This window comes from Bradyrhizobium zhanjiangense, assembly GCF_004114935.1.
Lineage (GTDB): Bacteria > Pseudomonadota > Alphaproteobacteria > Rhizobiales > Xanthobacteraceae > Bradyrhizobium > Bradyrhizobium zhanjiangense.
The window spans coordinates 5951962-5973629 of sequence record NZ_CP022221.1 but is presented as its reverse complement, the minus strand read 5'-3'; the positions used below and the strand labels follow the sequence as shown (position 1 = coordinate 5973629).

24 protein-coding genes are annotated in these 21668 nt (G+C 64.1%); 17 read left to right on the top strand and 7 right to left on the bottom strand.

Annotated features, from left to right (window positions below):
- Positions 1 to 89: 89 nt before the first annotated feature.
- The 3 genes from XH85_RS28745 (at position 90) to XH85_RS28735 (ending at position 2908) form a co-directional block, all read left to right on the top strand.
- Positions 90 to 653 (top strand): MarR family winged helix-turn-helix transcriptional regulator, encoded by a 564-nt coding sequence (locus XH85_RS28745; RefSeq protein WP_128934504.1) that lies wholly within the window; start codon positions 90 to 92, stop codon positions 651 to 653.
- 190 nt (positions 654 to 843) lie between these two features.
- On the top strand, positions 844 to 1518 hold the full coding sequence (locus tag XH85_RS28740; RefSeq protein ID WP_128934503.1) for a response regulator transcription factor: 675 nt from the start codon (positions 844 to 846) through the stop codon (positions 1516 to 1518).
- Between the two features lies 1 nt (position 1519).
- Positions 1520 to 2908, top strand: coding sequence for an ATP-binding protein (locus XH85_RS28735; protein ID WP_128934502.1), 1389 nt, complete (start codon positions 1520 to 1522; stop codon positions 2906 to 2908).
- 94 nt (positions 2909 to 3002) lie between these two features.
- On the opposite strand, the gene XH85_RS28730 is transcribed toward XH85_RS28735, so the two are convergent.
- The 6 genes from XH85_RS28730 to XH85_RS28705 form a co-directional block, all read right to left on the bottom strand.
- Positions 3003 to 4292 carry a M20/M25/M40 family metallo-hydrolase gene (locus XH85_RS28730; RefSeq protein ID WP_164939949.1) on the bottom strand — a complete coding sequence of 430 codons (1290 nt, stop codon included), beginning with the start codon at positions 4290 to 4292 and terminating at the stop codon, positions 3003 to 3005.
- 119 nt (positions 4293 to 4411) lie between these two features.
- Positions 4412 to 6067 carry a TRAP transporter large permease gene (locus XH85_RS28725; protein WP_128934500.1) on the bottom strand — a complete coding sequence of 552 codons (1656 nt, stop codon included), beginning with the start codon at positions 6065 to 6067 and terminating at the stop codon, positions 4412 to 4414.
- A 26-nt stretch (positions 6068 to 6093) separates the two neighbouring features.
- Positions 6094 to 6675, bottom strand: a complete 582-nt coding sequence (locus XH85_RS28720) for a TRAP transporter small permease subunit (RefSeq protein ID WP_128934499.1) — start codon at positions 6673 to 6675, stop codon at positions 6094 to 6096.
- Between the two features lie 168 nt (positions 6676 to 6843).
- Positions 6844 to 7896 carry a GTP 3',8-cyclase MoaA gene (gene moaA / locus XH85_RS28715; RefSeq protein WP_128934498.1) on the bottom strand — a complete coding sequence of 351 codons (1053 nt, stop codon included), beginning with the start codon at positions 7894 to 7896 and terminating at the stop codon, positions 6844 to 6846.
- A gap of 98 nt (positions 7897 to 7994) precedes the next feature.
- Positions 7995 to 8462, bottom strand: a complete 468-nt coding sequence (locus XH85_RS28710) for a hypothetical protein (RefSeq protein WP_128934497.1) — start codon at positions 8460 to 8462, stop codon at positions 7995 to 7997.
- Between the two features lie 134 nt (positions 8463 to 8596).
- The gene (locus tag XH85_RS28705; protein WP_128934496.1) at positions 8597 to 9289 is read right to left on the bottom strand and encodes an HAD family hydrolase; all 693 of its coding nucleotides are present in this window, start codon (positions 9287 to 9289) and stop codon (positions 8597 to 8599) included.
- Between the two features lie 166 nt (positions 9290 to 9455).
- Here XH85_RS28705 and rpiA point away from each other — a divergent pair, with 166 nt between their 5' ends.
- From rpiA to XH85_RS28645, 11 genes are all read left to right on the top strand, one after another.
- Positions 9456 to 10160, top strand: a complete 705-nt coding sequence (rpiA, locus tag XH85_RS28700) for a ribose-5-phosphate isomerase RpiA (protein ID WP_128934495.1) — start codon at positions 9456 to 9458, stop codon at positions 10158 to 10160.
- Between the two features lie 11 nt (positions 10161 to 10171).
- Positions 10172 to 10711 carry a DUF2059 domain-containing protein gene (locus tag XH85_RS28695; RefSeq protein ID WP_091888746.1) on the top strand — a complete coding sequence of 180 codons (540 nt, stop codon included), beginning with the start codon at positions 10172 to 10174 and terminating at the stop codon, positions 10709 to 10711.
- Positions 10712 to 10757: 46 nt separating this feature from the next.
- Positions 10758 to 12146 (top strand): glutathione-disulfide reductase, encoded by a 1389-nt coding sequence (gor, locus tag XH85_RS28690; RefSeq protein WP_128934494.1) that lies wholly within the window; start codon positions 10758 to 10760, stop codon positions 12144 to 12146.
- A gap of 103 nt (positions 12147 to 12249) precedes the next feature.
- Complete coding sequence (locus tag XH85_RS28685) at positions 12250 to 12558, top strand: hypothetical protein (protein ID WP_245473803.1); 309 nt, start codon at positions 12250 to 12252, stop codon at positions 12556 to 12558.
- Between the two features lie 427 nt (positions 12559 to 12985).
- Entirely contained in the window at positions 12986 to 13585 is a 600-nt protein-coding gene (locus XH85_RS28675; protein ID WP_245474276.1) for a hypothetical protein, read from the top strand.
- Complete coding sequence (locus XH85_RS28670; protein WP_128934492.1) at positions 13582 to 14064, top strand: hypothetical protein; 483 nt, start codon at positions 13582 to 13584, stop codon at positions 14062 to 14064. Before XH85_RS28675 ends, XH85_RS28670 begins: the two co-directional genes overlap by 4 nt.
- 406 nt (positions 14065 to 14470) lie before the next feature.
- Positions 14471 to 14932: a TerB family tellurite resistance protein gene (locus XH85_RS28665; protein ID WP_128934491.1), complete on the top strand. Its 462-nt coding sequence runs from the start codon at positions 14471 to 14473 to the stop codon at positions 14930 to 14932.
- Between the two features lie 2 nt (positions 14933 to 14934).
- Entirely contained in the window at positions 14935 to 15297 is a 363-nt protein-coding gene (locus tag XH85_RS28660; RefSeq protein ID WP_208758058.1) for a hypothetical protein, read from the top strand.
- Entirely contained in the window at positions 15294 to 15932 is a 639-nt protein-coding gene (locus XH85_RS28655; protein WP_128934489.1) for a TerC family protein, read from the top strand. The genes XH85_RS28660 and XH85_RS28655 overlap by 4 nt, the downstream gene beginning before the upstream one ends.
- A gap of 32 nt (positions 15933 to 15964) precedes the next feature.
- A complete protein-coding gene (locus XH85_RS28650; protein ID WP_091888732.1) occupies positions 15965 to 16549 on the top strand; it encodes a TIGR00645 family protein in 585 nt (194 codons plus the stop codon).
- 196 nt (positions 16550 to 16745) lie between these two features.
- Complete coding sequence (locus XH85_RS28645; protein WP_128934488.1) at positions 16746 to 17009, top strand: hypothetical protein; 264 nt, start codon at positions 16746 to 16748, stop codon at positions 17007 to 17009.
- Positions 17010 to 17011: 2 nt separating this feature from the next.
- Here the strand turns inward: XH85_RS28645 and XH85_RS28640 are convergent, their stop codons facing one another.
- Entirely contained in the window at positions 17012 to 17908 is an 897-nt protein-coding gene (locus XH85_RS28640; protein WP_128934487.1) for an alpha/beta hydrolase family protein, read from the bottom strand.
- A 194-nt stretch (positions 17909 to 18102) separates the two neighbouring features.
- Here XH85_RS28640 and XH85_RS28635 point away from each other — a divergent pair, with 194 nt between their 5' ends.
- The 3 genes from XH85_RS28635 to XH85_RS28625 are packed head-to-tail and all read left to right on the top strand — an operon-like array spanning position 18103 to position 21629.
- Positions 18103 to 19491 (top strand): class II 3-deoxy-7-phosphoheptulonate synthase, encoded by a 1389-nt coding sequence (locus XH85_RS28635; protein ID WP_128934486.1) that lies wholly within the window; start codon positions 18103 to 18105, stop codon positions 19489 to 19491.
- A gap of 4 nt (positions 19492 to 19495) precedes the next feature.
- Positions 19496 to 19849, top strand: coding sequence for a diacylglycerol kinase (locus XH85_RS28630; RefSeq protein ID WP_128934485.1), 354 nt, complete (start codon positions 19496 to 19498; stop codon positions 19847 to 19849).
- A gap of 22 nt (positions 19850 to 19871) precedes the next feature.
- On the top strand, positions 19872 to 21629 hold the full coding sequence (locus XH85_RS28625) for an NAD+ synthase (protein WP_128934484.1): 1758 nt from the start codon (positions 19872 to 19874) through the stop codon (positions 21627 to 21629).
- The last annotated feature ends 39 nt before the right edge of the window (positions 21630 to 21668 follow it).

Below are 21668 nucleotides of genomic sequence, written 5' to 3'. Positions count from 1 at the left end.
CCCGACGGGAATTCAGCTTTCACCCGACACGGCGGCTCTCGATCTTTGATCGAGATGCCAGGGCGGCCGTTTCCCGTGGGGACTTATCGATGAGCCTGGCAATTGAGATCGTACAACTCCTGATACAATCTGCCGACAGTTGGCTTTTTGAAGGTAGTCGTTCGGGTCTTAGCGATCGCGAATGGATGGCTTTGCGCTTTCTCGCTCGCGCAAACAGGTTTTCGCGGACGCCGACTGCTCTCGCCAGCTTTTTGGGCACGACCCGCAGCGCCGCATCGCAGATTACCGCCGTACTGCAGAGTAAGGGGCTGATGGGCCGCAAGCCATCTGCAGAGGATAAGCGCTCGATTTCGCTCTGCCTTACAAGTGAAGGCGAGAGGTTCCTGGAGCGCGATCCGATGAACGCCCTGCGGGATCAACTTGTGGCCCTTGAGCTCCCCGATCAGTCTCGGCTGCGTGATACGCTTCGCCGCGTCCTGGATGGGCTCGATGTTGCCCAGCGCCGCCACCGAAGTGACGTTTGCAGTGAATGCATGTTCCTGATCGAGAGCGGAGAGGGGAAGGACCGCCGTTTCAAGTGCCGGCTCTTTCGGAAATCCTTAGCCCAAAATGAGACGACCCTGCTTTGCGCCTATTTCGAGGGGGGGGGCTAAAAGGGCCAGCTGCTACGAACGTCCGCCGTTCCGCCTTACGAGCGCATACCTGATTGGCTTACACGAACCTGACCGGTGACCAGTTCCGCCGGGTGCTTTTTTGCTGGCCGAGGCGTCCCGAATGCTGGAAAAGGGCGCAGATGCGGCGCGAGCCGCGCGGTGACACACCGGAACATCCGGCGGGAGTTTGATGCGCCTTCTGATCGTCGAGGACAATGTCGAGCTGTCGCGGCTCGTGGCCGGCGGGCTGGCGGCAGCCGGCTATGAGAGCGACATCGTCGGAAGCGCCGCCGAGGCGCGCGAGGCCGTGAGCAGCGTCAGCTATGCCGCGATGATCCTCGACCTCGGCCTGCCCGACGGTGACGGCCTGTCGGTGCTGCGCGAGCTGCGCCTAAAGATGGAGCCGCTGCCGGTCCTGGTGCTGACCGCGCGCGGCGGCCTGCAGGACCGCGTCAGCGGCCTGCGCAGCGGCGCCGACGACTATCTCGCAAAGCCGTTCGCGATGGAGGAACTGGTGGCGCGGCTGGAGGCGATCCTGCGCCGGCCGGGCCAGCTGCTCGGACGCTCGCTGCGCCTTGCCAATCTCGTCTACGACACCGAGAGCCGTCAGATCTTCGTCGACGACCAGCCGCGGATCATCTCCGCGCGCGAGACCTCGGTGCTGGAGATCCTGCTGCGCCGGCAGGGGCGGGTGGTGCCGAAGAAGAACGTCGAGGATCACATCTTCGGGCTCGAAGGCGAGGTCGCCTCCAATGCGGTCGAGGTCTACGTCTCGCGGCTGCGCAAGCAGCTTACCGAGCACGGTGCCAAGGTGGTGATCCACACCATCCGCGGCGTCGGCTATCTCATGGCCGAGGAAAAATAGCGTGGCTACCGGCGGCCATGTCAGATCGCTCACGTTCAAATCGCTGATCTGGCGGATCGTCTTCCTGCACATCGTGGCGGTCGCGATGGTCGCGATCGTCCTGCCGCTGGTGCTGTTCTGGCTGCTCAATTCCGAGATCGACCAGTTGCACCGTGACGGCATGCGCGCCCAGGCCGAGGTACTGGCGGAGCGCATCGTCGCCCAGCCGGACGGCTCGCTGACGTTCAACTTGCCCGACAGCCTGCGCGGGCTCTATTCGGACGCTTACGGCCGCTATCAATACGACATTCGCGATGGCGAAGGCCGGCTGCTGTTTTCCTCGCACCGGCGGACCGGCGCCGCAGCTCTTCGGCCGTCCGAAACGATTTCCGGCGCTGGCGTCACCCGGATCATCGACGGCAAGATGGTACGCATTCGGGTCGCCGAGGATCTCGCGCATCGCGACGTCATCATCGACGACATCATTTCGAATTTCTTCCGGCGGGTCGGGTGGATCACCATCCCGATCCTTCTGGTCCTGCTCGCAACCGACATCATCATCTTCCGCCGCGCAATCGCGCCGCTGTGGAGGGCCTCGGAGGAGGCCAGCAATATCGGCCCGGCGCGCACCGACATCCGCCTGCCGACCAAGCGGATCCCGCGCGAGATCATGCCGCTCGTCACCGCCGTCAACCAGGCGCTCGACCGCCTCGAGGACGGCTTTCGGGTGCAGCGGCAGTTCACGGCCGACGCCGCGCATCAACTGCGCACGCCGCTCACGATCCTGCGCACGCGGATCGAGACGCTTGGCGACGGCGCGGCACGCCAGGCGCTGCATGCCGACATCGAAGCCATGAGCCGGATCGTCGCCCAGCTGCTGGAGATCGCCGAGCTCGATACGCTGGTGCTCGATCCCGGCGAGACCGCTGACCTGCGCGCGGTCTGCGCCGATGTGGTCGGTTCGATCGCCCCGCTCGCGATCGCGCAGCACAAGGAGATCGCGCTGCGGGGCAGCGACGCGCCGGTCATGATCCACGGCAATTCGGAGATGCTTCAGCGCGCAATCTTCAACCTCGCCGAAAACGCCATCAAGTTCACGGCCAGGGATACCGCCGTCGAGGTCGAGGTGGGCGAGGACGGCTCAGTGCGGGTGCGCGATTGCGGTCCGGGCATCGCCGAGGCCGAGCGCGAGCTGATCTTCCAGCGCTTCTGGCGCCGTGACCGCCAGCGCAGCGACGGCGCCGGCCTGGGGCTCTCGATCGTGCGCGGGGTCGCGGACGATCATGCGGCGACGGTCGCGGTGGAGAATCTCCCCGGCGGCGGCGCAGAATTCACGCTGCGGTTTCGGCTGGCGGACGAGACAGTCTCTTTTCCCTCTCCCCGTGTGGGAGAGGGTGGCTCGCCGCGATAGCGGCGGGTGAGGGGCTCGCTCCGCGAGTTTCCTTAGCCATGAAGTGCGCGGAAGCAACCCCTCTCCCACAAGGAGAGGAGGAAGAAAACAACCGCTATTTCAGCTTGCCGGTGGACAGATCCATGATCATGCGTGTGGCCAGATACAAACGCGGCACAATGCTGTTGAGCTGCACATATTCGGCATCGTTGGAGTGTGCACCGAAGCCTGACAGGCCCATGCCTTCCACCACGGCTCCTCTGGTCTTGAGCGCAGCAAACGCGGCGTCGGTGCCGCCGCCGGTCGCCTTCTCGTCGACCTTGAGGGACATTCCGAGCTCCTGATAGATCGTCTTGCCGTAGGCCGCCACGTGGCGCGAGGCCTCGTTGGCCTCCAACGGCGGACGACGCACCTCGAACTTCAGGTCGACCTTGGAGTCGGGCAGCAGGCGATTCTTGATCTTGTCCTGAAGCGCCTTCTCCAGCTCGTCAAAGTCGGCCACCTTGAGCGCACGCGCGTCGGCCTGGGCCGTGGCGTCGGCAGGGATCACATTGCGATTAGTGCCGGATTTGGAGACCGTCCAGTTCAGCTTCAGGCCTTGCTCGGGCTTGGACAGGTCCTTCATCTGGAGCACCTGGTGCGAGAGCTCGTACAGCGCATTCACGCCGCCCTCAGGCCTTGCGCCGGCATGTGACGACTTGCCATGCACGGTGAGATAGGCCGAACCGATGCCGCTGGTGGCGAGGCGCAGCGTGCCGTCGGTCCCGCCGCCTTCGAACGAGAACACCACGTCCTGATCCGCGGCGAACCGGGTGATGGTGCTGCGCCAGCCGGGCGAGGAGATCTCCTCGTCGCCATTCGTGAGCACCGTGAGCGTGCCGTAGTCTTTGAAGTTCAGCTTCTGGAGTAGGGCCACGGTATGGAGAATGAGTGCGACGCCCTGCTTGTCGTCGGCAATGCCGAGGCCGTAGGCCTTGTCGCCGTCGATGCGGAACGGCTGGTCCTTCAGCATGCCCTTCAGGTACACCGTGTCCATGTGGGCGATCAGCATGATCTTCTTGCTGCCCGTGCCCTTGAACACGGCGTGCACGGCAGGCCCGACCTTCTCAGGCGTGTCGTCGAGGCGATAGATGTCGGTGGGTTGCAGGATCTCCACCGTGCCGCCGAGCTGCCTGAGTTGGCCGGCAACGCGCTCAGCGATCTGGTTCAGGCCTTCGATGTCCTTGCTGCCGGATTCGATGTTGACGAGATCGCGCAGGGTGTCGAGCAGCGGCTGCTGCTCCTTTTGCGCCAGCGTATGGATATCGGCGATCGGCTCGGCCTGCGCCGTCGTGGCGGCACATGCCAGCCAGAGCGAGGCGATCAACGGGCCAACGAGCGATGTAGCAAGGGGCAAGCGGGACATGAGCGGCCATCCATGGGGTGGAGGATGGCCCGGTATGCCTGCGTTTCCGGTGCTTGTCACGCACGCCGTTGTGCGTCATGCGCCGCTTGAGCGGAGCATGACGGCGAGTGTCGTCCCCGCTATTTCTGCGGTGGTCCCAAATCCAGCGGCGGCAGCTCGATCTGCGGCACCTCGATCTTGATCGTGTTGGGGTCGATGTTGGTCTGGACGCCCTTGTAGTGCATCACCATCGCGGGGAACGCGATCACCAGACCGACCATGATGATCTGGATGACGACGAACGGGACCGCACCCCAATAGATCTGGCCCGTGGTGACAGGGTCCATCCGCTTGCCGGTGACGCGATCGGTGTAGCGCTCCTTCGGCGCGACCGATCGCAGATAGAACAGGGCGAAGCCGAACGGCGGATGCATGAAGGAGGTCTGCATGTTGACGCCGAGGATGACGCCGAACCAGATCAGGTCGATGCCGAGATGCTCGGCGGCAGGTCCGAGCAGCGGGATCACGATGAAGGCCAGCTCGAAGAAGTCGAGGAAGAAGGCCAGCACGAAAACGAAGGCGTTGACGAAGATCAGGAAGCCGACCTGGCCGCCGGGCAGGGAGGTCAGCAGGTGCTCGACCCAGACGTGCCCGTTGACGCCGTAGAAGGTGAGCGAGAACACGCGGGCGCCGACCAGGATGAACACGACGAAAGCCGACAGCTTGGCGGTCGATTCCGTGGCCTGCCGGATCAAGTCCCAGCTCAGCCGCCGCTTCGCGGCACCGAGGATGAGGGCGCCGGCCGCACCCATCGCGCCGCCTTCGGTCGGGGTCGCGATACCGATGAAGATCGTGCCCAGCACCAGGAAGATCAGGAACAGCGGCGGCACCATGACGAAAGTGGTCTGCTGCGCCATCTTCGAGAGAAAACGGAAGCCGGTGAGCTTGTCGATGACCCAGTTCACCACAGCGACGACGAATGCGAAGATGATGCCGTAGAACATGCTGAGCACGACGTAATCGGCGCCATGCACGCTCGAATCGCGCATCATGAACCAGCCGAACACGCCGCTGGCGAGGAACAGCACGCCGAGCGAACCGAGGCCGCGGCTGCCACTCTCCTCGCGGAAGCCGATGGCCTCCTTCGGCAGGCCCGGCGTGGCCTTCGGGAAGATCATGCTGACGAGGAAGGCGTAGGCGGCGTAGAGGCCGGCGAGCACGAGGCCTGGGATGAAGGCGCCCTCGTACATGTCACCGACGGATTTGCCGAGTTGGTCGGCCATCACGATCAGAACGAGCGAGGGCGGAATGATCTGCGCGAGCGTGCCGGACGCGGCGATGACGCCGGCTGCCACGCGGCGGTCGTAGCCATAGCGCAGCATGATCGGCAGCGAGATCAGACCCATTGAGATCACGGAGGCGGCGACCACGCCCGTCGTCGCGGCGAGCAGCGCGCCGACGAAGATCACGGCATAGGCAAGGCCGCCGCGGATGGTACCGAACAGTTGGCCGATGGTGTCGAGCAGGTCCTCGGCCATGCCCGACCGCTCCAGCACCAATCCCATGAAGGTGAAGAACGGAATGGCGAGCAGCGTGTCGTTGTTCATCACGCCATAGACCCGCTCCGGAAGGGCCTGAAGGAAGTCCGGGCGGAACTCGCCGAGCTCGATGCCGACCACGGCGTAGAACAGGCCGACGGCGCCGAGCGAGAATGCTGCGGGATAGCCGAGCAGCAGCATGACGACCAGCGACGCGAACATGATGGGCGCCATATTGGCGATGATAAACGCGGTCATAATTCCCCCTAAACCGTCGCCAACGGCTATTTCTTCTCGATCGCTTCGACGAGATGCTCGACTTCCGCCTCCAGCGCCGACACTTGGGATTCATGCGGGTCCGGCATCATTCCGCGCATGACCGCAATTCGCTTGATCAGCTCGGAGATGCCTTGAACGAGCAGCAAAGCGAACCCGATCATGATCAGGGATTTGGCGGGCCATTGCGGCAGGCCGCCGGCGTTGCCGGATTGCTCGTTGATCTGGAACGAGCGCTCGAAGAACGGCACGCCCGTAATGATCATGACGATGCACAGCGGAATGAGGAAGAACAGGTGACCGATCACGTCGATGACATTGCGAGCCGTCTTCGGCAGCGCATTGTTCACGATGTCGATGCGGATGTGCTCGTTATCGAGCAGCGTCCAGGGCGAGCACAGCAGGAAGACGATGCTGAACAGCACCCATTGCAGCTCGAGCCACGAATTGGACGACGTGTCGAACGTCTTGCGGACGATCGCATTGACCGCCGAAATGATGACGGCGAGCACGATCAACCACGCCAGGCGTTTGCCCGTCCAGCGCGTGAACGCGTCAATTCCTTGGCTCAGCTTTAGGAGCGCTTGCAACGATAGGTCCTCCCCGATTGTGCCCCGGCCGTCTTGACTGCGCCGAGTTGGCGCGTGGCTTGTCTCGCCGCGCAGGCATAAGGCAGCCGCACCAAACCAGCGGGCGTGCCGCCAGTCAATCGGAAGTTTGTTGATAGTTAAGGGGAATAAGACCGTAACCCCACGGGGTCAGCCGCCGGTGACGCTCATGTGCCTGGAGACGCTGGGACGGTTGTGGCGGCGGTCGATGATGAAATCGTGGCCCTTGGGCTTCAGCCCGATGGCGCGGTCGATCGCATCCGCAAGCAGCACGTCCTCATTCGATGCACGCAGAGGTTTGCGTAAATCCGAGGCATCCTCGTGGCCGAGGCAGGTGTGCAGCGTTCCCGTGCAGGTGATGCGCACCCGGTTGCAGGACTCGCAGAAATTATGGGTCATCGGCGTGATGAAGCCGAGCTTGCCGCCGGTCTCGGCGACGCTGACATAGCGCGCCGGTCCGCCCGTGGTCTCGGCCAGATCCGTCAGCGTGAATTGCTGGGCGAGGCGGGCGCGCACCAGGGACAGCGGCAGATATTGGTCGATCCGTCCCGATCCGATCTCGCCCATCGGCATCACCTCGATCAACGTCAGGCCCATGCCCATGCCGTGGGCCCAGCGCATCAGCTCGGGCAGTTCGTCCTCGTTGAGGTTCTTCAGCGCCACCGCGTTGATCTTCACGCTGAGCCCTGCGGCTCGTGCGGCTTCGATGCCTTCCAGGACCTTGTCGATCTCGCCCCAGCGGGTGATCTCGCGAAACTTCCGCGAATCGAGCGTGTCGAGCGAGACGTTGATGCGGCGGACGCCGCAATCGGCAAGCTCGCTCGCATGTTTCGCAAGCTGGGTGCCGTTGGTGGTCAGCGTCAGCTCGTTCAGGGCGCCGCTGGAAAGATGCCGCGACAGCGAGCGCACCAACGTCATCACGTTGCGGCGGACCAAGGGCTCGCCGCCGGTGAGCCGCAGCTTCTTCACGCCTTTGGCGATGAAGGCCGAGCAGAGCCGGTCGAGTTCCTCAAGTGTCAGCAGGTCCGCCTTGGGCAGGAACGTCATGTCCTCCGACATGCAATAGAAGCAGCGCAAGTCGCAGCGGTCGGTGACGGAGACGCGCAAATAGCTGATGGTCCGCCCGAACGGATCGGTCATGGGGCTCGACAGCGCGGCGAGGGGACTCGCTGTGGCGAGGGGACTCGCGGAAGATCCGTTCATACGGGAGGCCTTGTCACTTTGGGCGACTCGCACACCGATGCTTTAGCGGTGCTCGGGAAGCAATCTAAGCATCGGGCTGGCCGAGGACAATCGGGTTGTCAGCGCTTGCCCGCGTTCGGATCGGGGAACGGCGAAGCCGCAGTCTGTGTGGCATCCACCGGCGCTGCGGCAGCGGCCGGTTTCGGCTTCTTCGGCCGGTGCGGCTTGCGGACCGGCTTGGGCGGAGTGGCCGGCTGGAGCTCCGCGAACACCGGATTCGGGTCGATGGTCACCGAGGCGGGGGTGGTGAAATCGCCGGGATTCTTGATCATGTTCACCGGCACGTTCGCCGGCTGGTACTTGGCCAGCGCGAAAGCGACCGTAAACGGAGCATCGGGGGCGGGAACCGAGACGGAGCAGGGGGTCTTGCAGCCCGGACCGAGCGAGGTTGTGGCGTCAGCCCCCGGAGGACTTGATTCGAGCCTGACCTGGACGGTCGGCGGGGCCGATTTGAACATGTCCCAGGACATTGAGGAGCAGCCACCAAGGCTCGCTCCTGCTAACGCAATCGCGATGACACGACGCATGACCACCCATTTCTGCGACGAACCGCCACCTACCCCAGCCGGACCTTAGGAGTGTCGTTTGGGGCAGGCAACCGGCGGGCTGCGCATAGATAATAGATGGTTAATGCGGGGTTCTGCGGAATAATATAGATTAATCAGTGGCTTGCGGGAGTCCGGGTATTCATCAAGCTGTGCGCTGCGGCGGGCAGGTCGCGCATGTGATGGATCAGCCGGTCCGGCTTCAGCTCGGCGATCGGCACGTCCGTATAGCCGAAGCTGACCCCAATGACGGGCACGCCGGCCCGCCGGGCGACGCCAACGTCGGTTCCGGCGTCACCGACCATGATACTGGCTTTGACCTCTCCGCCGGCGCGGGCCACGGTCTCGCGGAAAATGGTCGGATCGGGCTTCTGGACACCGAACGTGTCGGCGCCGCAGATCGCCGCAAAGCGGCGACTGAGGTCGAGCTGGTCCAAAAGCCGCTTCGACAGCCATTCCAGCTTGTTGGTGCAGACCGCGAGGCGATGGCCCTGGGCGGCAAACTGGTCGAGCGCGGCTTCGAGTCCCTCGAAGGGGCGGGATTCGACCGCGATATGGTCGGCATAATAGGCGATGAAATCGGCCGTCATCCGGTTCATGTCTGCGGGGGTGACGGTGCGACCCTCGGCCTCCAGGCCCCGTTCGATCAGCTTGCGGGCGCCGGCGCCGATCATGTTGCGAGCCGAGGCCATCGGCACGGGCGGCAGCCCTGCGCGGTCGAGCACGTGATTCAGCGCGGTGATCAGGTCGGGCGCCGTATCCACAAGCGTGCCGTCGAGATCGAAGACGATGGTGTGAGGGGAGGTCATGGGCGAAGCGCTACCGGCGCGGTCGCGTCGAAGCAAGGGGCGGGGCCATAATATCCGCTTATAGACCTGTTCCCAGACCCTGTTCTCCGGGGAAAAACGAGGCTACATAGGCCGCCGCAACCGGCCACACCGGCGGCACATTCTCGATCCAAAGGCGGGCGCAAACGTGAACATGGACCAGTTGAAGCGGCAGGCTGCAGCGCGCGCCCTCGAGGAAGTGCGCGACGGCATGCAGCTCGGGCTCGGCACCGGCTCGACTGCAAAACATTTCGTCGAGCTGCTCGGCGAGCGCGTTGCCGCCGGGCTCAAGGTGATCGGCGTGCCGACCTCGGAGGCCACGCGCGCGGACGCAATGCGTTGCGGCGTGCCGCTGACCACGCTGGATGAGATCGACCATCTCGACATCACCGTCGACGGCGCCGACGAGATCGATCCCGAGCTCAACCTCATCAAAGGCGGTGGCGGCGCGCTGCTACGCGAGAAGATCGTGGCGGCCGCCTCGGATCGCATGATCGTGATTGCCGACGACAGCAAATGGGTGCCGGCACTCGGCAAGTTTCCGCTGCCGGTCGAGGTCATCCCGTTCGGGCTTGGCGCGACGCGCCGCGCGATCGAAAAGGCATTTGCCGAATGCGGCGTTTCCGGGCAAATGGCGGTCCGCAAGGCCAAGGACGGCCACGTTTTCGTCACCGACGGCGGCCACTGGATCGTCGATGCCCAGCTCGGACGTATTGTGGATCCACCCAGTCTCGCCAAGGCGTTGAGCGCTATCCCCGGTGTGGTCGAGCATGGCCTGTTCATCGGCCTGGCCAGCTCGGCCGTTCTGGCGGGCGGCGAGGGAATCCGCGTGATTGAACGGCGAAAGCCCTAAGGAGACTAGGAATGAAGAGCGTTTTGAAATTGTTGCCGGCCGCGACCCTTGCTGTGGGACTGGCCCTCTCGGTCGCCCCGGCTGTGGCCCAGCAGGGCGCGCCCAAGGCTGCGGCGCCGGCCCAGCCGAAGGCCTCGCCGGCGGCGATTGCTGCGGCCAGGGAGATCCTGCAGATCAAGAACGCCACCGCGATGTATCAAGGCGCCGTGCCCGGCCTCGTCGAGAAGACCAAGATCGCGCTGACGCAGCAGAACCTCAACTACCAGAAGGACCTCAACGAGGTCGCGCCGATCGTGGCCCAGCAGCTCGCCGGCCGCCAGAACGAGATCGGCGAAGGCATGGCGCAGATCTATGCCAGCGAGTTCACCGAGCAGGAGCTGAAGGACCTCGTCACCTTCTACAAGTCGCCGCTGGGTAAGAAGCTGATCGAGGCCGAGCCGCGCGCCATCGGCCTCAGCATGGCCTTCATGAACTCCTGGGCCCAGAACTTCTCCGAAACCGTGATGGGAGCCTTCCGCGCCGAGATGCGCAAGCGTGGCAAGGAGATCTGATCGATACTATCTGATCGGAGATCGCTGAAAGGGGTCGGAGTGGACAATGGCTGAATTCGACGTCGACCTCTTCGTCATCGGTGGCGGCTCGGGCGGCGTGCGTGCCGCCCGCATCGCGGCCGGTCACGGCGCCCGCGTGACGATCGCGGAAGAGTACCGCATGGGCGGCACCTGCGTGATCCGCGGCTGCGTGCCGAAGAAGCTGTTCGTGATCGGCTCGCATGTCCGCCACGAGCTCGAGGACGCCGCCGGCTTCGGCTGGACCATTCCGCCCGCCAGCTTCGACTGGCCGACCCTGATCGCCAACAAGGACAAGGAGATCGCGCGGCTGGAGGCGGCCTACACCGCAAACGTCGAGAGGTCGGGCGCGCAGATCGTCAAAAGCCGCGCGGCGATCGAGGACGCGCACACCATCCGCCTGCTCGAGAACGACAGGAAGATCACGGCGAAATACATCCTGATCGCCACCGGCGGCGCGCCGAACCACGGCGCAGCAATTCCCGGCATCGAGCACGTGATCTCCTCCAACGAGGCATTCCACCTTGCGAGGCTGCCGAAGCGGATCGTGATCCAGGGCGGCGGCTACATCGCGCTCGAATTCGCCGGCATCTTCGCCGGCTTCGGCTCCGACGTCACCGTGATCTATCGCGGCGACAACATCCTTCGCGGTTTTGACGAGGATGTTCGGACCCATGTTCGTGCCGAGATGGAGAAGCAGGGCATCACCATCCTCACCGGCTGCACCGTGACCAAGGTCGACCGCCACGGCGAGGAATTCACCACCCATCTGTCGAACGGATCGAGCCTCGCCTCCGAGCAGGTGATGTTCGCGATCGGCCGCCATCCCAACGTCGCCAATCTCGGGCTGGAGAATGCCGGCGTCGTCATCAATCCGAGGAATGGCGGCATCGCGGTCGATCATTTCTCGAAGAGCTCGGTCGACAGCATCTATGCGATCGGCGACGTCACCCACCGCTTCAACCTGACGCCGGTCGCGATCCGCGAGGGCCATGCCTTCGCCGACACCGTGTTCGGCAAGCGCGAGGTCAGGGTCGATCACGCCAACATTCCGACCGCCGTGTTCTCGCAGCCGGAGGTCGGCACCGTCGGCCTCACCGAGACCGAGGCGCGGGCGCAGTACAGCCATGTCGACATCTATAAGACGACGTTCCGCCCCATCAAGGCGACGATGTCGGGCCGCGACACGCGTGTGCTGATGAAGCTCGTCGTCGACGGGGCCTCCGACCGCGTGCTGGGCTGCCACATCGTCGGCGATGCCGCCGCCGAGATCACCCAGGCGGTCGCGATCGCCGTGAAGATGAAGGCGACCAAGGCCGATTTCGACGCCACGATCGCGCTGCATCCGACCGCGGCCGAAGAGCTCGTCACCATGCGCACGCCGACCGCACGCTACGTGCGTCAGGCGGCGGAGTAGCCTTTCACCCGTGCGGCCTTGGTTTTGAGGGCTTGACGTTTTGAGGTCTTGACGCGTTGTTCATGTTTTGTTCTTATGCTGCAACCATGATTGGGAGGCAGCGATGGACAACCGCATCAACGAAATCCGCAGAACCATTCGAGCGCTTCGTGTCAGCATGCTCGAGGCCGAAGCCATCATGCGTGAGCAGGTCAACCGGGACGAGGACTGCAGCTTCGTCGCGCAGGAAATCCTCAAGATGCGTTCGGTCATGAGCCTGCTCGTCAGGGAGCGTATAACGCTCGGCGATGACGAGCCGATCCTCGTCAACTGCCTCTACGTGCGGCGGCGCCGGCCGCCCCGAAAGTCATCGGCTGATCGTCTCCCGGAGTCGGGTAATATGCCTCCGCAACGCGTGGCGGCGGGAATCTGATCGGAGCAGGACGACCGTCATTCGAACGACTGGCGAGCGGCCCGTTCAGGTTTGCCGGACGGACTGTCCGCCCACTTCGCCATGTCCATCGTTCGCACGTCGATGCCTTCGCACCAGAGGCAGCTGAGCTCCGCGCGGCCCTTTGCCGAAAGCATTGGGACAAGTCCGTGGCCGCAGCCGGCGCAAGGCGTGACATGATTCATGATTCATGCGGTTCTCCACGATACCCGAATTCGGGACGACATTTCGTTGCCGAAGCTTGCGTGGGCGTTATGACGGAGCAGGAGCACTCGTGCCTGAGATCGTCGAGGCTGCGATCCAGCGCGCCCCTTAGACGTTCATTTACCCTTCAGAGCTGGAACCCACACATAAGTTACATCTCTTAACTCGACACGGCTAGGTTGCGCTCGATATTTGGGTGCAGATCATGGGCCGCTTCGTTCTTTTCACATGTATGGCGTTCGTCACGACCTTCGTAGGCATCTCCTGGGCGATGCGTGGCTTTCCCATGACCGTCTCTTCCTCTTCGCCGGTCGGCCAGTTGAAGCCGACACTCACGGCCTCGTTCGGCGACGAGAGTGCCAAGGCCCATGAACGCAAGGCGTGGGAGGCCAAGCACACCCTGCAAAGCGACAAGGATCCGCAACTCGATACGCTGCGGATGGACGCGCTGCAGGCAGGCGCCGCCTACGCAATGTCGCCGTGCGACAGGATGATGAAAGCGAACCTCATCGCGGCAACGTCGGCCTATGCGCGGGGCTACATGAAGATTCTTGACTGTCCAAATCCGCTACTGGCGATGTTCTGTAGCGAAAAGAAGCACGATCAGGCCAACGCCGCGTACTCGACGCCGCTGGACGTTCGCGTCCAGGCGCAGCTCGCCGAGGCGTTTGAACAAAAAGGTATCGTCGAGGAGGATTTTCCGGAGGAGATCCGCCTCACGGTGCTCCAGTTTGCCGGGCCCGGCCTATGGTCCGATCCGTCTCCTGTATGCCTGCCGAAGCAACGCGGGACGAACGCGAGATGAGCCGTGCCTGGTTCATCCTCTGGGCCCTCGTCGTCTATCAGGTCGCCGCATGGGCATTCGCACGGCAAAAGTCACCTCAGCCCGCACCTCCAATCGACGGTCCGGGCTACGGGTCCAACGAAGCGATCTTCGTGGAAGGGAGAGTAAGCAAACGCCGTGCGGTGGCGCGGGCATTGGAGCGCCCCTATGGATCGCGCTGCGCCGGCGAGGGGCGGAAGCAGTTCATCAGCTCGGTCGGCGAATATTACTACCATCGTCAGAACGACGCCGAACGTTATCCTGAAACCTTTGGCAAACCCGGTGCGGACTACATCGCCCGGCAATGGTCGACCGGCGAGGACAAGCGCATCGATCGCCTGACGCAGGAAGCGTATGCCCAAGGCTATCTGCAACCGTCGGACTTTGGCGCCGTAGCGTGCAAGGCAGTCGAAACCGTCGTCAGGAGCGAGCGCGTCACGGTTCGGTCCTGCGCGAGCTGAAATCGGCGGAACGGCCTCCCATCCTGCGTTGTATTACAAGCACGAGCCGTCATCCTTCGAGGCTCGGCTTGCGATGCGTTCGCATCGCAAACCTCACGCCTCAGGATGACGGTTCGGTAACGGTGCCGCGCGACTCGGCCTGCTCGCCGCCCCATGGAACCGATGCGGCGGCTGGTCGCAGTCGTGTCGCCTTGATTCCGACAGGTCCGTCTTTATTTCTTGCGTGAACAAGAATCCGGGCCCCTCTGGCGAGGACGCCGACGATGTCGGCAAACCTCGTGATGTCGGATGACCTGTCCCGCGCGAATGCGATGGATCGGCCGATCGTCGGGCCTTCTTCGGTTCTCTCCGACCAGTCGCTCCATCGCAGCTCCGTGCGGCCATTTCGCAAGATCGAGGAGCAACGATGTCTGACGCCAAGCATTCAAATCCGAACGAGATCGAGATCGCGGATCCGTCCAGCCTGAACGAGCAGGCTGCGGCGGCGCTGGTCATTGCCGGCGCACTGGTCGCCGTGGCCGACCGGCGCGTTTCGCCGGTCGAGCGCGACGAAGTGATCCGCTTCATCCGGGATCGCGGATTGGCACCTCATATCGACGACGATAGGCTGCTTGCGATGTTCGACGCGCTCGCCGAACGACTCGAGGAGCCGGATTTTGCCAACGTCGTGATCGAGACGCTGCGGCCGGTCTCGGACATGCCGCTGTCGTCTCATCTGATGGAGTTGTCGGAGCGTGTCGCGGCCGCTGACGAAGACGTCCATCCCCATGAGGTGCAAGCAATCAAGCTGTTGCGCCTGCTGACGCTGGCGCTGCCGCGTGCAAAGCGGGTCGTACCGGCCGCGCACCGCGCCGCCGCCGAGGAATGAGCATGACTACTGCCTCGGACGAGCGTGCGACGGGAGCCGAGGGGGCTGCCAGCCAGATGGCCGGCGGCGATCCGCGCCTCGACAAACTCGTCAATTGCCTGCCGCCGCGCGTGGGCGACACCGTCACCTATCTGCTCAAGCCGTCGAGCCGCTGGGTCAGGATCCCCTCGGGCGCACTGCTCGTCGTCGGCGGCGTGTTCTCCTTCCTGCCGATACTGGGTGTCTGGATGCTGCCACTCGGCCTCGCGCTGCTTGCGGAGGACGTGCCCGCGTTGCGCTCCTCACGTTCGAAGGTCCTGGACTGGGTCGAGCGGAAGAAGCCGCAATGGCTCGATCCGTCCGCATCGAAGCATGATCGATCATGACTGAACTCATCACCACAGAGGCGCTGGCCGCGCTGCTTCAGGTCGTCCTGATCGACCTTGTGCTGGCCGGCGACAACGCCGTCGTCATCGGCCTTGCCGCGGCCGGGCTGCCGGCCGAGCAGCGCCGGCGCGCCATCGTGGTCGGCATCGTCGCCGCTACTGCGCTCCGCATCGTCTTCGCCGGCGTTGCGACCCAGCTCCTGCAAGTGATCGGCCTCCTGCTCGCCGGCGGCGTGCTGTTGCTCTGGGTCTGCTGGAAGATGTGGCGCGAGCTGCGCGAGCGGGCCGCGCATTCGCGTCAGCTTGCATTCAGCCATGGCGGCGGCGCGAGCGACGCACCTGTGCCGCATAAGACTTTCGGGCAGGCGGCCTTGCAAATCGTCGCCGCCGACGTCTCGATGTCGCTCGACAACGTGCTCGCGGTCGCGGGCGCCGCGCGCGAGCATCCCTACATCCTTGCGTTCGGCCTGCTATTGTCGGTGGCGATGATGGGCGTTGCCGCAGACCTGCTCGGCCGCGTGCTGCAGAAGCAGCGCTGGATCGCCTATGTCGGTCTCGCCATCATCGTTTACGTCGCCTTCGAGATGATCTATCGCGGCTCGCTCGAGCTCGCGCCTGTCATCGCGAGTCTCTAAGGCGCGTTTCCTGTCTCACTCCGGAGTGATCAATGACGTCTGAAACCAAAGCACTTTCGGCGCATTCCGCGCCAGCGCCGCAGATCGGTCCGTTTGCGCAGCTCATCTTTGGCTCGCGCTGGCTGCAAGTGCCGCTCTATGTCGGCCTGATCATCGCGCAGGGCGTTTATGTGCTGCTGTTCCTGAAAGAGCTCTGGCACCTGGTCGCGCACTCGTTCGACGCCAGCGAGCAGCAGATCATGCTGGTCGTGCTCGGGCTGATCGACGTCGTCATGATTTCGAACCTGCTGGTGATGGTGATCGTCGGCGGCTACGAGACCTTCGTCTCCCGGCTGAACCTGACCGGTCATCCCGACGAGCCGGAATGGCTGAGCCACGTCAATGCCAGCGTGCTCAAGATCAAGCTGGCGATGGCGATCATCGGCATTTCCTCGATCTCGCTGCTCAGGACCTTCATCGAGGCGGGCAATCTCGGCACGACGCGCAGCAATTTCACCGAGAGCGGCGTGATGTGGCAGGTGCTGATCCACCTGACCTTCATCATCTCGGCGATCGGCATCGCCTGGGTCGATCGCCTCAGCGAGAGCGGCCATCGCAAGGAGGCACGCCACGGCTGACGAACCTGGCCGTTTGATACCTCCCAAGCGGCCAGCCCGCCTGATCGCGCGATCAGGCGGGCTCTCTTTTCCGGATCGATAAAATTGTCTGCAATCCGCACAGCAGCGGCAAACCCTGCGAACAAGAAACGTGCGGCCTTAAACCTTGACTTTGGAACGCGCGTGCATCCTCCCGGCAAAAGGGCAGGGCATCCGCATGTCTATTCTCAGGGAGATCGTCGCCGCGGTCGCGGGAGTGTACGCGCTTCTGTTCGTCTGCGACGCATTGTTCGGGGTCGGCGAGGCACGCTTCGACGACGCCTATTTCCGCGCCAGCTTCTACGCGCCGCGGCCGAAGGAGTTTCGCTTTGCTAACGATACGCCGCCGGCGGTGCGTGTCAGCGAGGCATTTGCGCAATTCGCGCCGGGCGAAGCGAGGCCGAACAGGCGTTACTCGTCGCTGACGACGATCATCCGCTGACGTCACTCACCCTGGATCCATTCCGCGACGCCGTGCCACAGCGTATCGCGATGATCGGGGCGGAAGAAGCCGAAATGGCCGATGGCCTTGGCGCCGACATCGGACGGTTTGACCGTCAACACCTCCGGCTTGATCGCGGTGAACCCGCTGGTGAGCAACTCGACCGCGGAGCGCGTCGCCCAGGGATCGTCGGAGAAGCACAGCGCGCGCAATTGGCCCTTGAACCTGGCAAAATTCTCCAGTGCCGGCAGCTGTGAATCGAAGAGGTAGCGGGGGCTCGAGACCCACTGGGCCCATTGCAGGAAAACGCCCTTGGGCAAATCCTCGCCAATGCCGGCCCAGCCGGGCGCGTAGCCGAGCGCGTGGACCAGCGGTACGCCGACAAAATTCATGAAGGCGAAGACGCGATATTTCTCCGGCGAGGTCATCAGCCGCCAGGTCGCGGCCTGCGAAGCCACGAAGGCGGCGCGCGAGATGTCCGTGTTGTTGGCGATCAGCCCGAGCGCCTGGCCGCCGAACGAATGGCCGACATAGGCAAGGGGCAGGGTGTGGTAGCGCTCGCGCATCCAGCCTACCGCGGCGGTGACGTCGAGAGCGGCCCAGTCGGACATCGAGGCCTTGAAGCCGACCAGCGATTTCGGCCGGTTGTGGCCGACCATCGCCTGCAGCCGGGAATCGCCGATGCCGCGATAGTCGTAGGTCAGGACGGCGCAGCCGCGATGGGCGAGATAGGAGGCGAAGCCGCGGTAGATTTTTCGCGGGACGGCGGTGGCGGAGTTGATCAGCACGGCATGGCGCTTGGCGCCGCGCGGCAGAAACAGGGTGCCGGTCAAGGCATACCCGTCGGTCGCCGGGAAGCTGATCTCGTCGATGAAAACGTCGTCCAGTGCCGCGTCCATGGGCAGAAGGTGTCCTGCCGGTTTACTTGCCGGTTTCCTTGCCGTTTCCCAGCAAATGCGAATTTGGCTTTCCTCGCAAGGGTTTGCAATGCGGAATGGATTTACAACTGGCGGGGCGGGGCCAGCCTGTGTATAAGGCGGCCCTCGCAACCCACAGATCAGGTTGCACTTTTTTGCTTCACGGAGAGATTGCGATGTCCGAGCGGTGGACGCCCGAGTCCTGGCGCAGCAAGCCGGTGCTACAGGTGCCCGATTATCCTGACGCCAAGGCTTTGGCCGACGTCGAGGCGCAGCTTGCGACCTTTCCGCCGCTGGTGTTCGCGGGCGAAGCGCGCAACCTGAAGAAGGCCTTAGCGCGGGTTGCGGCCGGCGAGGCCTTCCTGCTCCAGGGTGGCGACTGTGCCGAGAGCTTTGCCGAGCACGGCGCCAACAACATCCGCGACTTCTTCCGCGTGCTGCTCCAGATGGCGGTGGTGCTCACTTACGCCGGCGCCGTCCCCGTGGTGAAAGTCGGCCGCATCGCCGGCCAGTTCGCAAAGCCACGGTCGTCGCCGACCGAGAATGTGAACGGCGTCGAGCTGCCGAGCTATCGCGGCGACATCGTCAACGACATCGCCTTCACCAAGGAAGCGCGCGTGCCGGATCCGCAGCGCCAGCTGATGGCCTATCGCCAGTCGGCCGCGACGCTGAACCTGCTCCGCGCCTTCGCCACCGGCGGCTACGCCAATCTCGGCAGCGTGCACCAATGGATGCTCGGCTTCCTGAAGGATAGCCCGCAGTCCCGCCGCTACAAGGAATTGGCCGACCGCATCTCGGACGCGCTGAACTTCATGCGCGCCTGCGGCCTCGACCTCGAGGCCCATCCCGAGTTGCGCGCCACTGACTTCTACACCAGCCATGAGGCGCTGCTGCTCGGCTACGAGCAGGCCCTGACCCGCGTCGATTCCACCACCGGCGACTGGTACGCGACCTCGGGCCACATGATCTGGATCGGCGACCGCACCCGCCAGCTCGATCACGGCCACATCGAATATTTCCGCGGCATCAAGAACCCGATCGGACTCAAATGCGGCCCCTCGCTCAAGTCCGACGAATTGCTCAAGCTGATCGACGTGCTCAACCCCGACAACGAGCCCGGCCGGCTGACGCTGATCGGCCGCTTCGGCGCCGACAAGGTCGGCGAGCATCTGCCCAACATGATCCGCGCCGTGCAGCGCGAGGGCAGGGTGGTGGTCTGGTCGTGCGATCCCATGCACGGCAACACCATCACCTCGACATCAGGCTATAAGACGCGCCCCTTCGACCGCATCCTGTCCGAGGTGAAATCGTTCTTCGCGATTCACGGCGCTGAAGGCACCCATGCCGGCGGCGTGCATCTGGAGATGACCGGCCAGGACGTCACCGAATGCCTCGGTGGCGCCCGCGCCATCACCGACGAGGATCTCAACGACCGCTACCACACGGTCTGCGATCCCCGCCTCAATGCCGAGCAATCCATCGATATGGCTTTCCTGATCGCCGAGCTGCTGAAGCAGGAACGTGCCGGCAAGGCCAAGCCGATGCCGGCCGCAGCGGGGCTCTAAGATCTTGCTGCGGATCTGGAAGGCCACGATCAATTCCCGGAACGGTCTGGCCTTTGCGTTTCGATCGGAGCAGGCCGTCCGCGAGGAGATCTTTGCGCTCCTGCTGTCGCTGCCGCTGGCCTGGTTCATCGGCGCGACCGCGATGCGCGCGGTCGAGCTGGTTTGTGCGGTCGCGTTCGTGCTGGTGGTCGAGCTGCTCAACACCGCGATCGAAAAACTCGCCGACCGCCTCACCATGGACCACGACAAGCAGATCGGCCGGGTCAAGGACATGGGCTCGGCCGCGGTCGGCGTTGCGCTGCTGATGGCCGGCGCGTTCTGGATCTTTGCGCTCGTCGAGCGATTGGGTTTCGTCTAACGAGGATCGAATAAGGGCGCCCATGACCGAACGTCTCAACGCATTCGCGGTCACGCTCGCCCAGCTCAATCCGAGCGTGGGCGATATCGAGGGCAACGCCGCCAAAGCGCGCTCGGCGCGCGCGCGAGCCGCCGCCGACGGCGCCGATCTCGTGCTGTTTCCGGAACTGTTCATCGCCGGCTATCCGCCGGAGGACCTGGTGCAGAAGCCCGCGTTCCAGGCCGCCTGCCGCGCCGCGATCGAGACGCTGGCGCGCGAGACCGCGGACGGTGGTCCGGCGATGCTGGTCGGCACGCCCTGGGTCGAGGAGGGCAGGGTTTACAATGCCTGTGCGCTGCTCGAGGGCGGCCGTATCTCCGCGCTGCGCTTCAAGTGCAATCTGCCGAATTACGGCGTGTTCGACGAGAAGCGGCTGTTTTCGCAGGGCCCTGCCGCCGGCCCTGTGACGGTGCGAGGCGTGCGCATCGGCGTGCCAATCTGCGAGGACATCTGGCTGGAGGAGTCCGAGGACTATGAGAACGTGGTCGAGACGCTGGCCGAAACCGGCGCCGAGATCATCCTGGTGCCGAACGGCTCGCCTTACGCCCGCGACAAGAACGACGTTCGCCTGTCGGTCGCGGTGGCGCGGGTCACCGAAAGCGGGCTGCCGCTGGTCTATCTCAATCAGGTCTGCGGCCAGGACGAGTTGGTGTTCGACGGCGCCTCCTTCGTGCTCAACGGCGACCTCTCACTCGCGGCACAGTTGCCGGCGTTCGAAGAGAGCATCGTCACGCTGCGCTTCACCAGAAACGGCGACGACTGGCGCTGCACGGGTCCGATCGCCGAGCAACCCGAAGGTGACAAGGCCGATTACGCCGCCTGCGTGCTGGGCCTGCGCGATTACGTCGCCAAGAACGGCTTTCCGGGCGTGCTGCTCGGTATCTCCGGCGGCATCGATTCCGCGCTGTGCGCCGCGATCGCGGTCGATGCGCTCGGCGCGGATCAGGTGCATGGCGTGATGCTGCCTTATCGCTACACCGCAGCACACTCGGTTGCGGATGCCGGCGAACTCGCCGGCCATCTCGGCATCCGCTACGAGGTTTTGCCGATCGCCGAAGCCGTCAACGGGTTCGAGACCATCCTGTCCGGCATCTTCAAGAACCTGCCGCCTGACATCACCGAGGAGAATCTCCAGGCCCGCACCCGCGGCACGCTCTTGATGGCGATCTCCAACAAGACCGGCTTGATGGTGGCGACGACAGGCAACAAGTCCGAAATGTCGGTCGGCTACGCCACGCTCTATGGCGACATGAACGGCGGCTTCAATCCGATCAAGGACATCTATAAGACGCAGGTGTTTCGGCTGGCGGCACTGCGCAATTCCTGGAAGCCGGAAGGCGCGCTCGGGCCCGCCGGCGAGATCATTCCGCCCGATATCATCACGCGGCCGCCGACCGCGGAGTTGCGCGAGAACCAACGTGATGAGGACTCGCTGCCGCCTTACGACGTGCTCGATGCCATCCTGGAACGCCTGGTCGAACGCGAGGAGCCGCTTGATCAAATCATCGCGGCCGGCTTCGACCGCGACACCGTCACCCGCATCGACCATCTCCTCAATGTCGCCGAATACAAGCGCCGCCAGGCCGCACCCGGCGTGAAGGTGACACCTAAGAATTTCGGCCGCGATCGCCGCTATCCCATCACCAACCGTTTTCGTGACAAGGGCGATCCGTTGCCGGCGGCGGATGAGGCGCTGGTGTCACGTGGGAGCCGCGCTTCGATTGACGCGTTCGAGGGGTAGCACTGGAGAGAGACGGGCAGTCTCGCTACAAGTCCATCT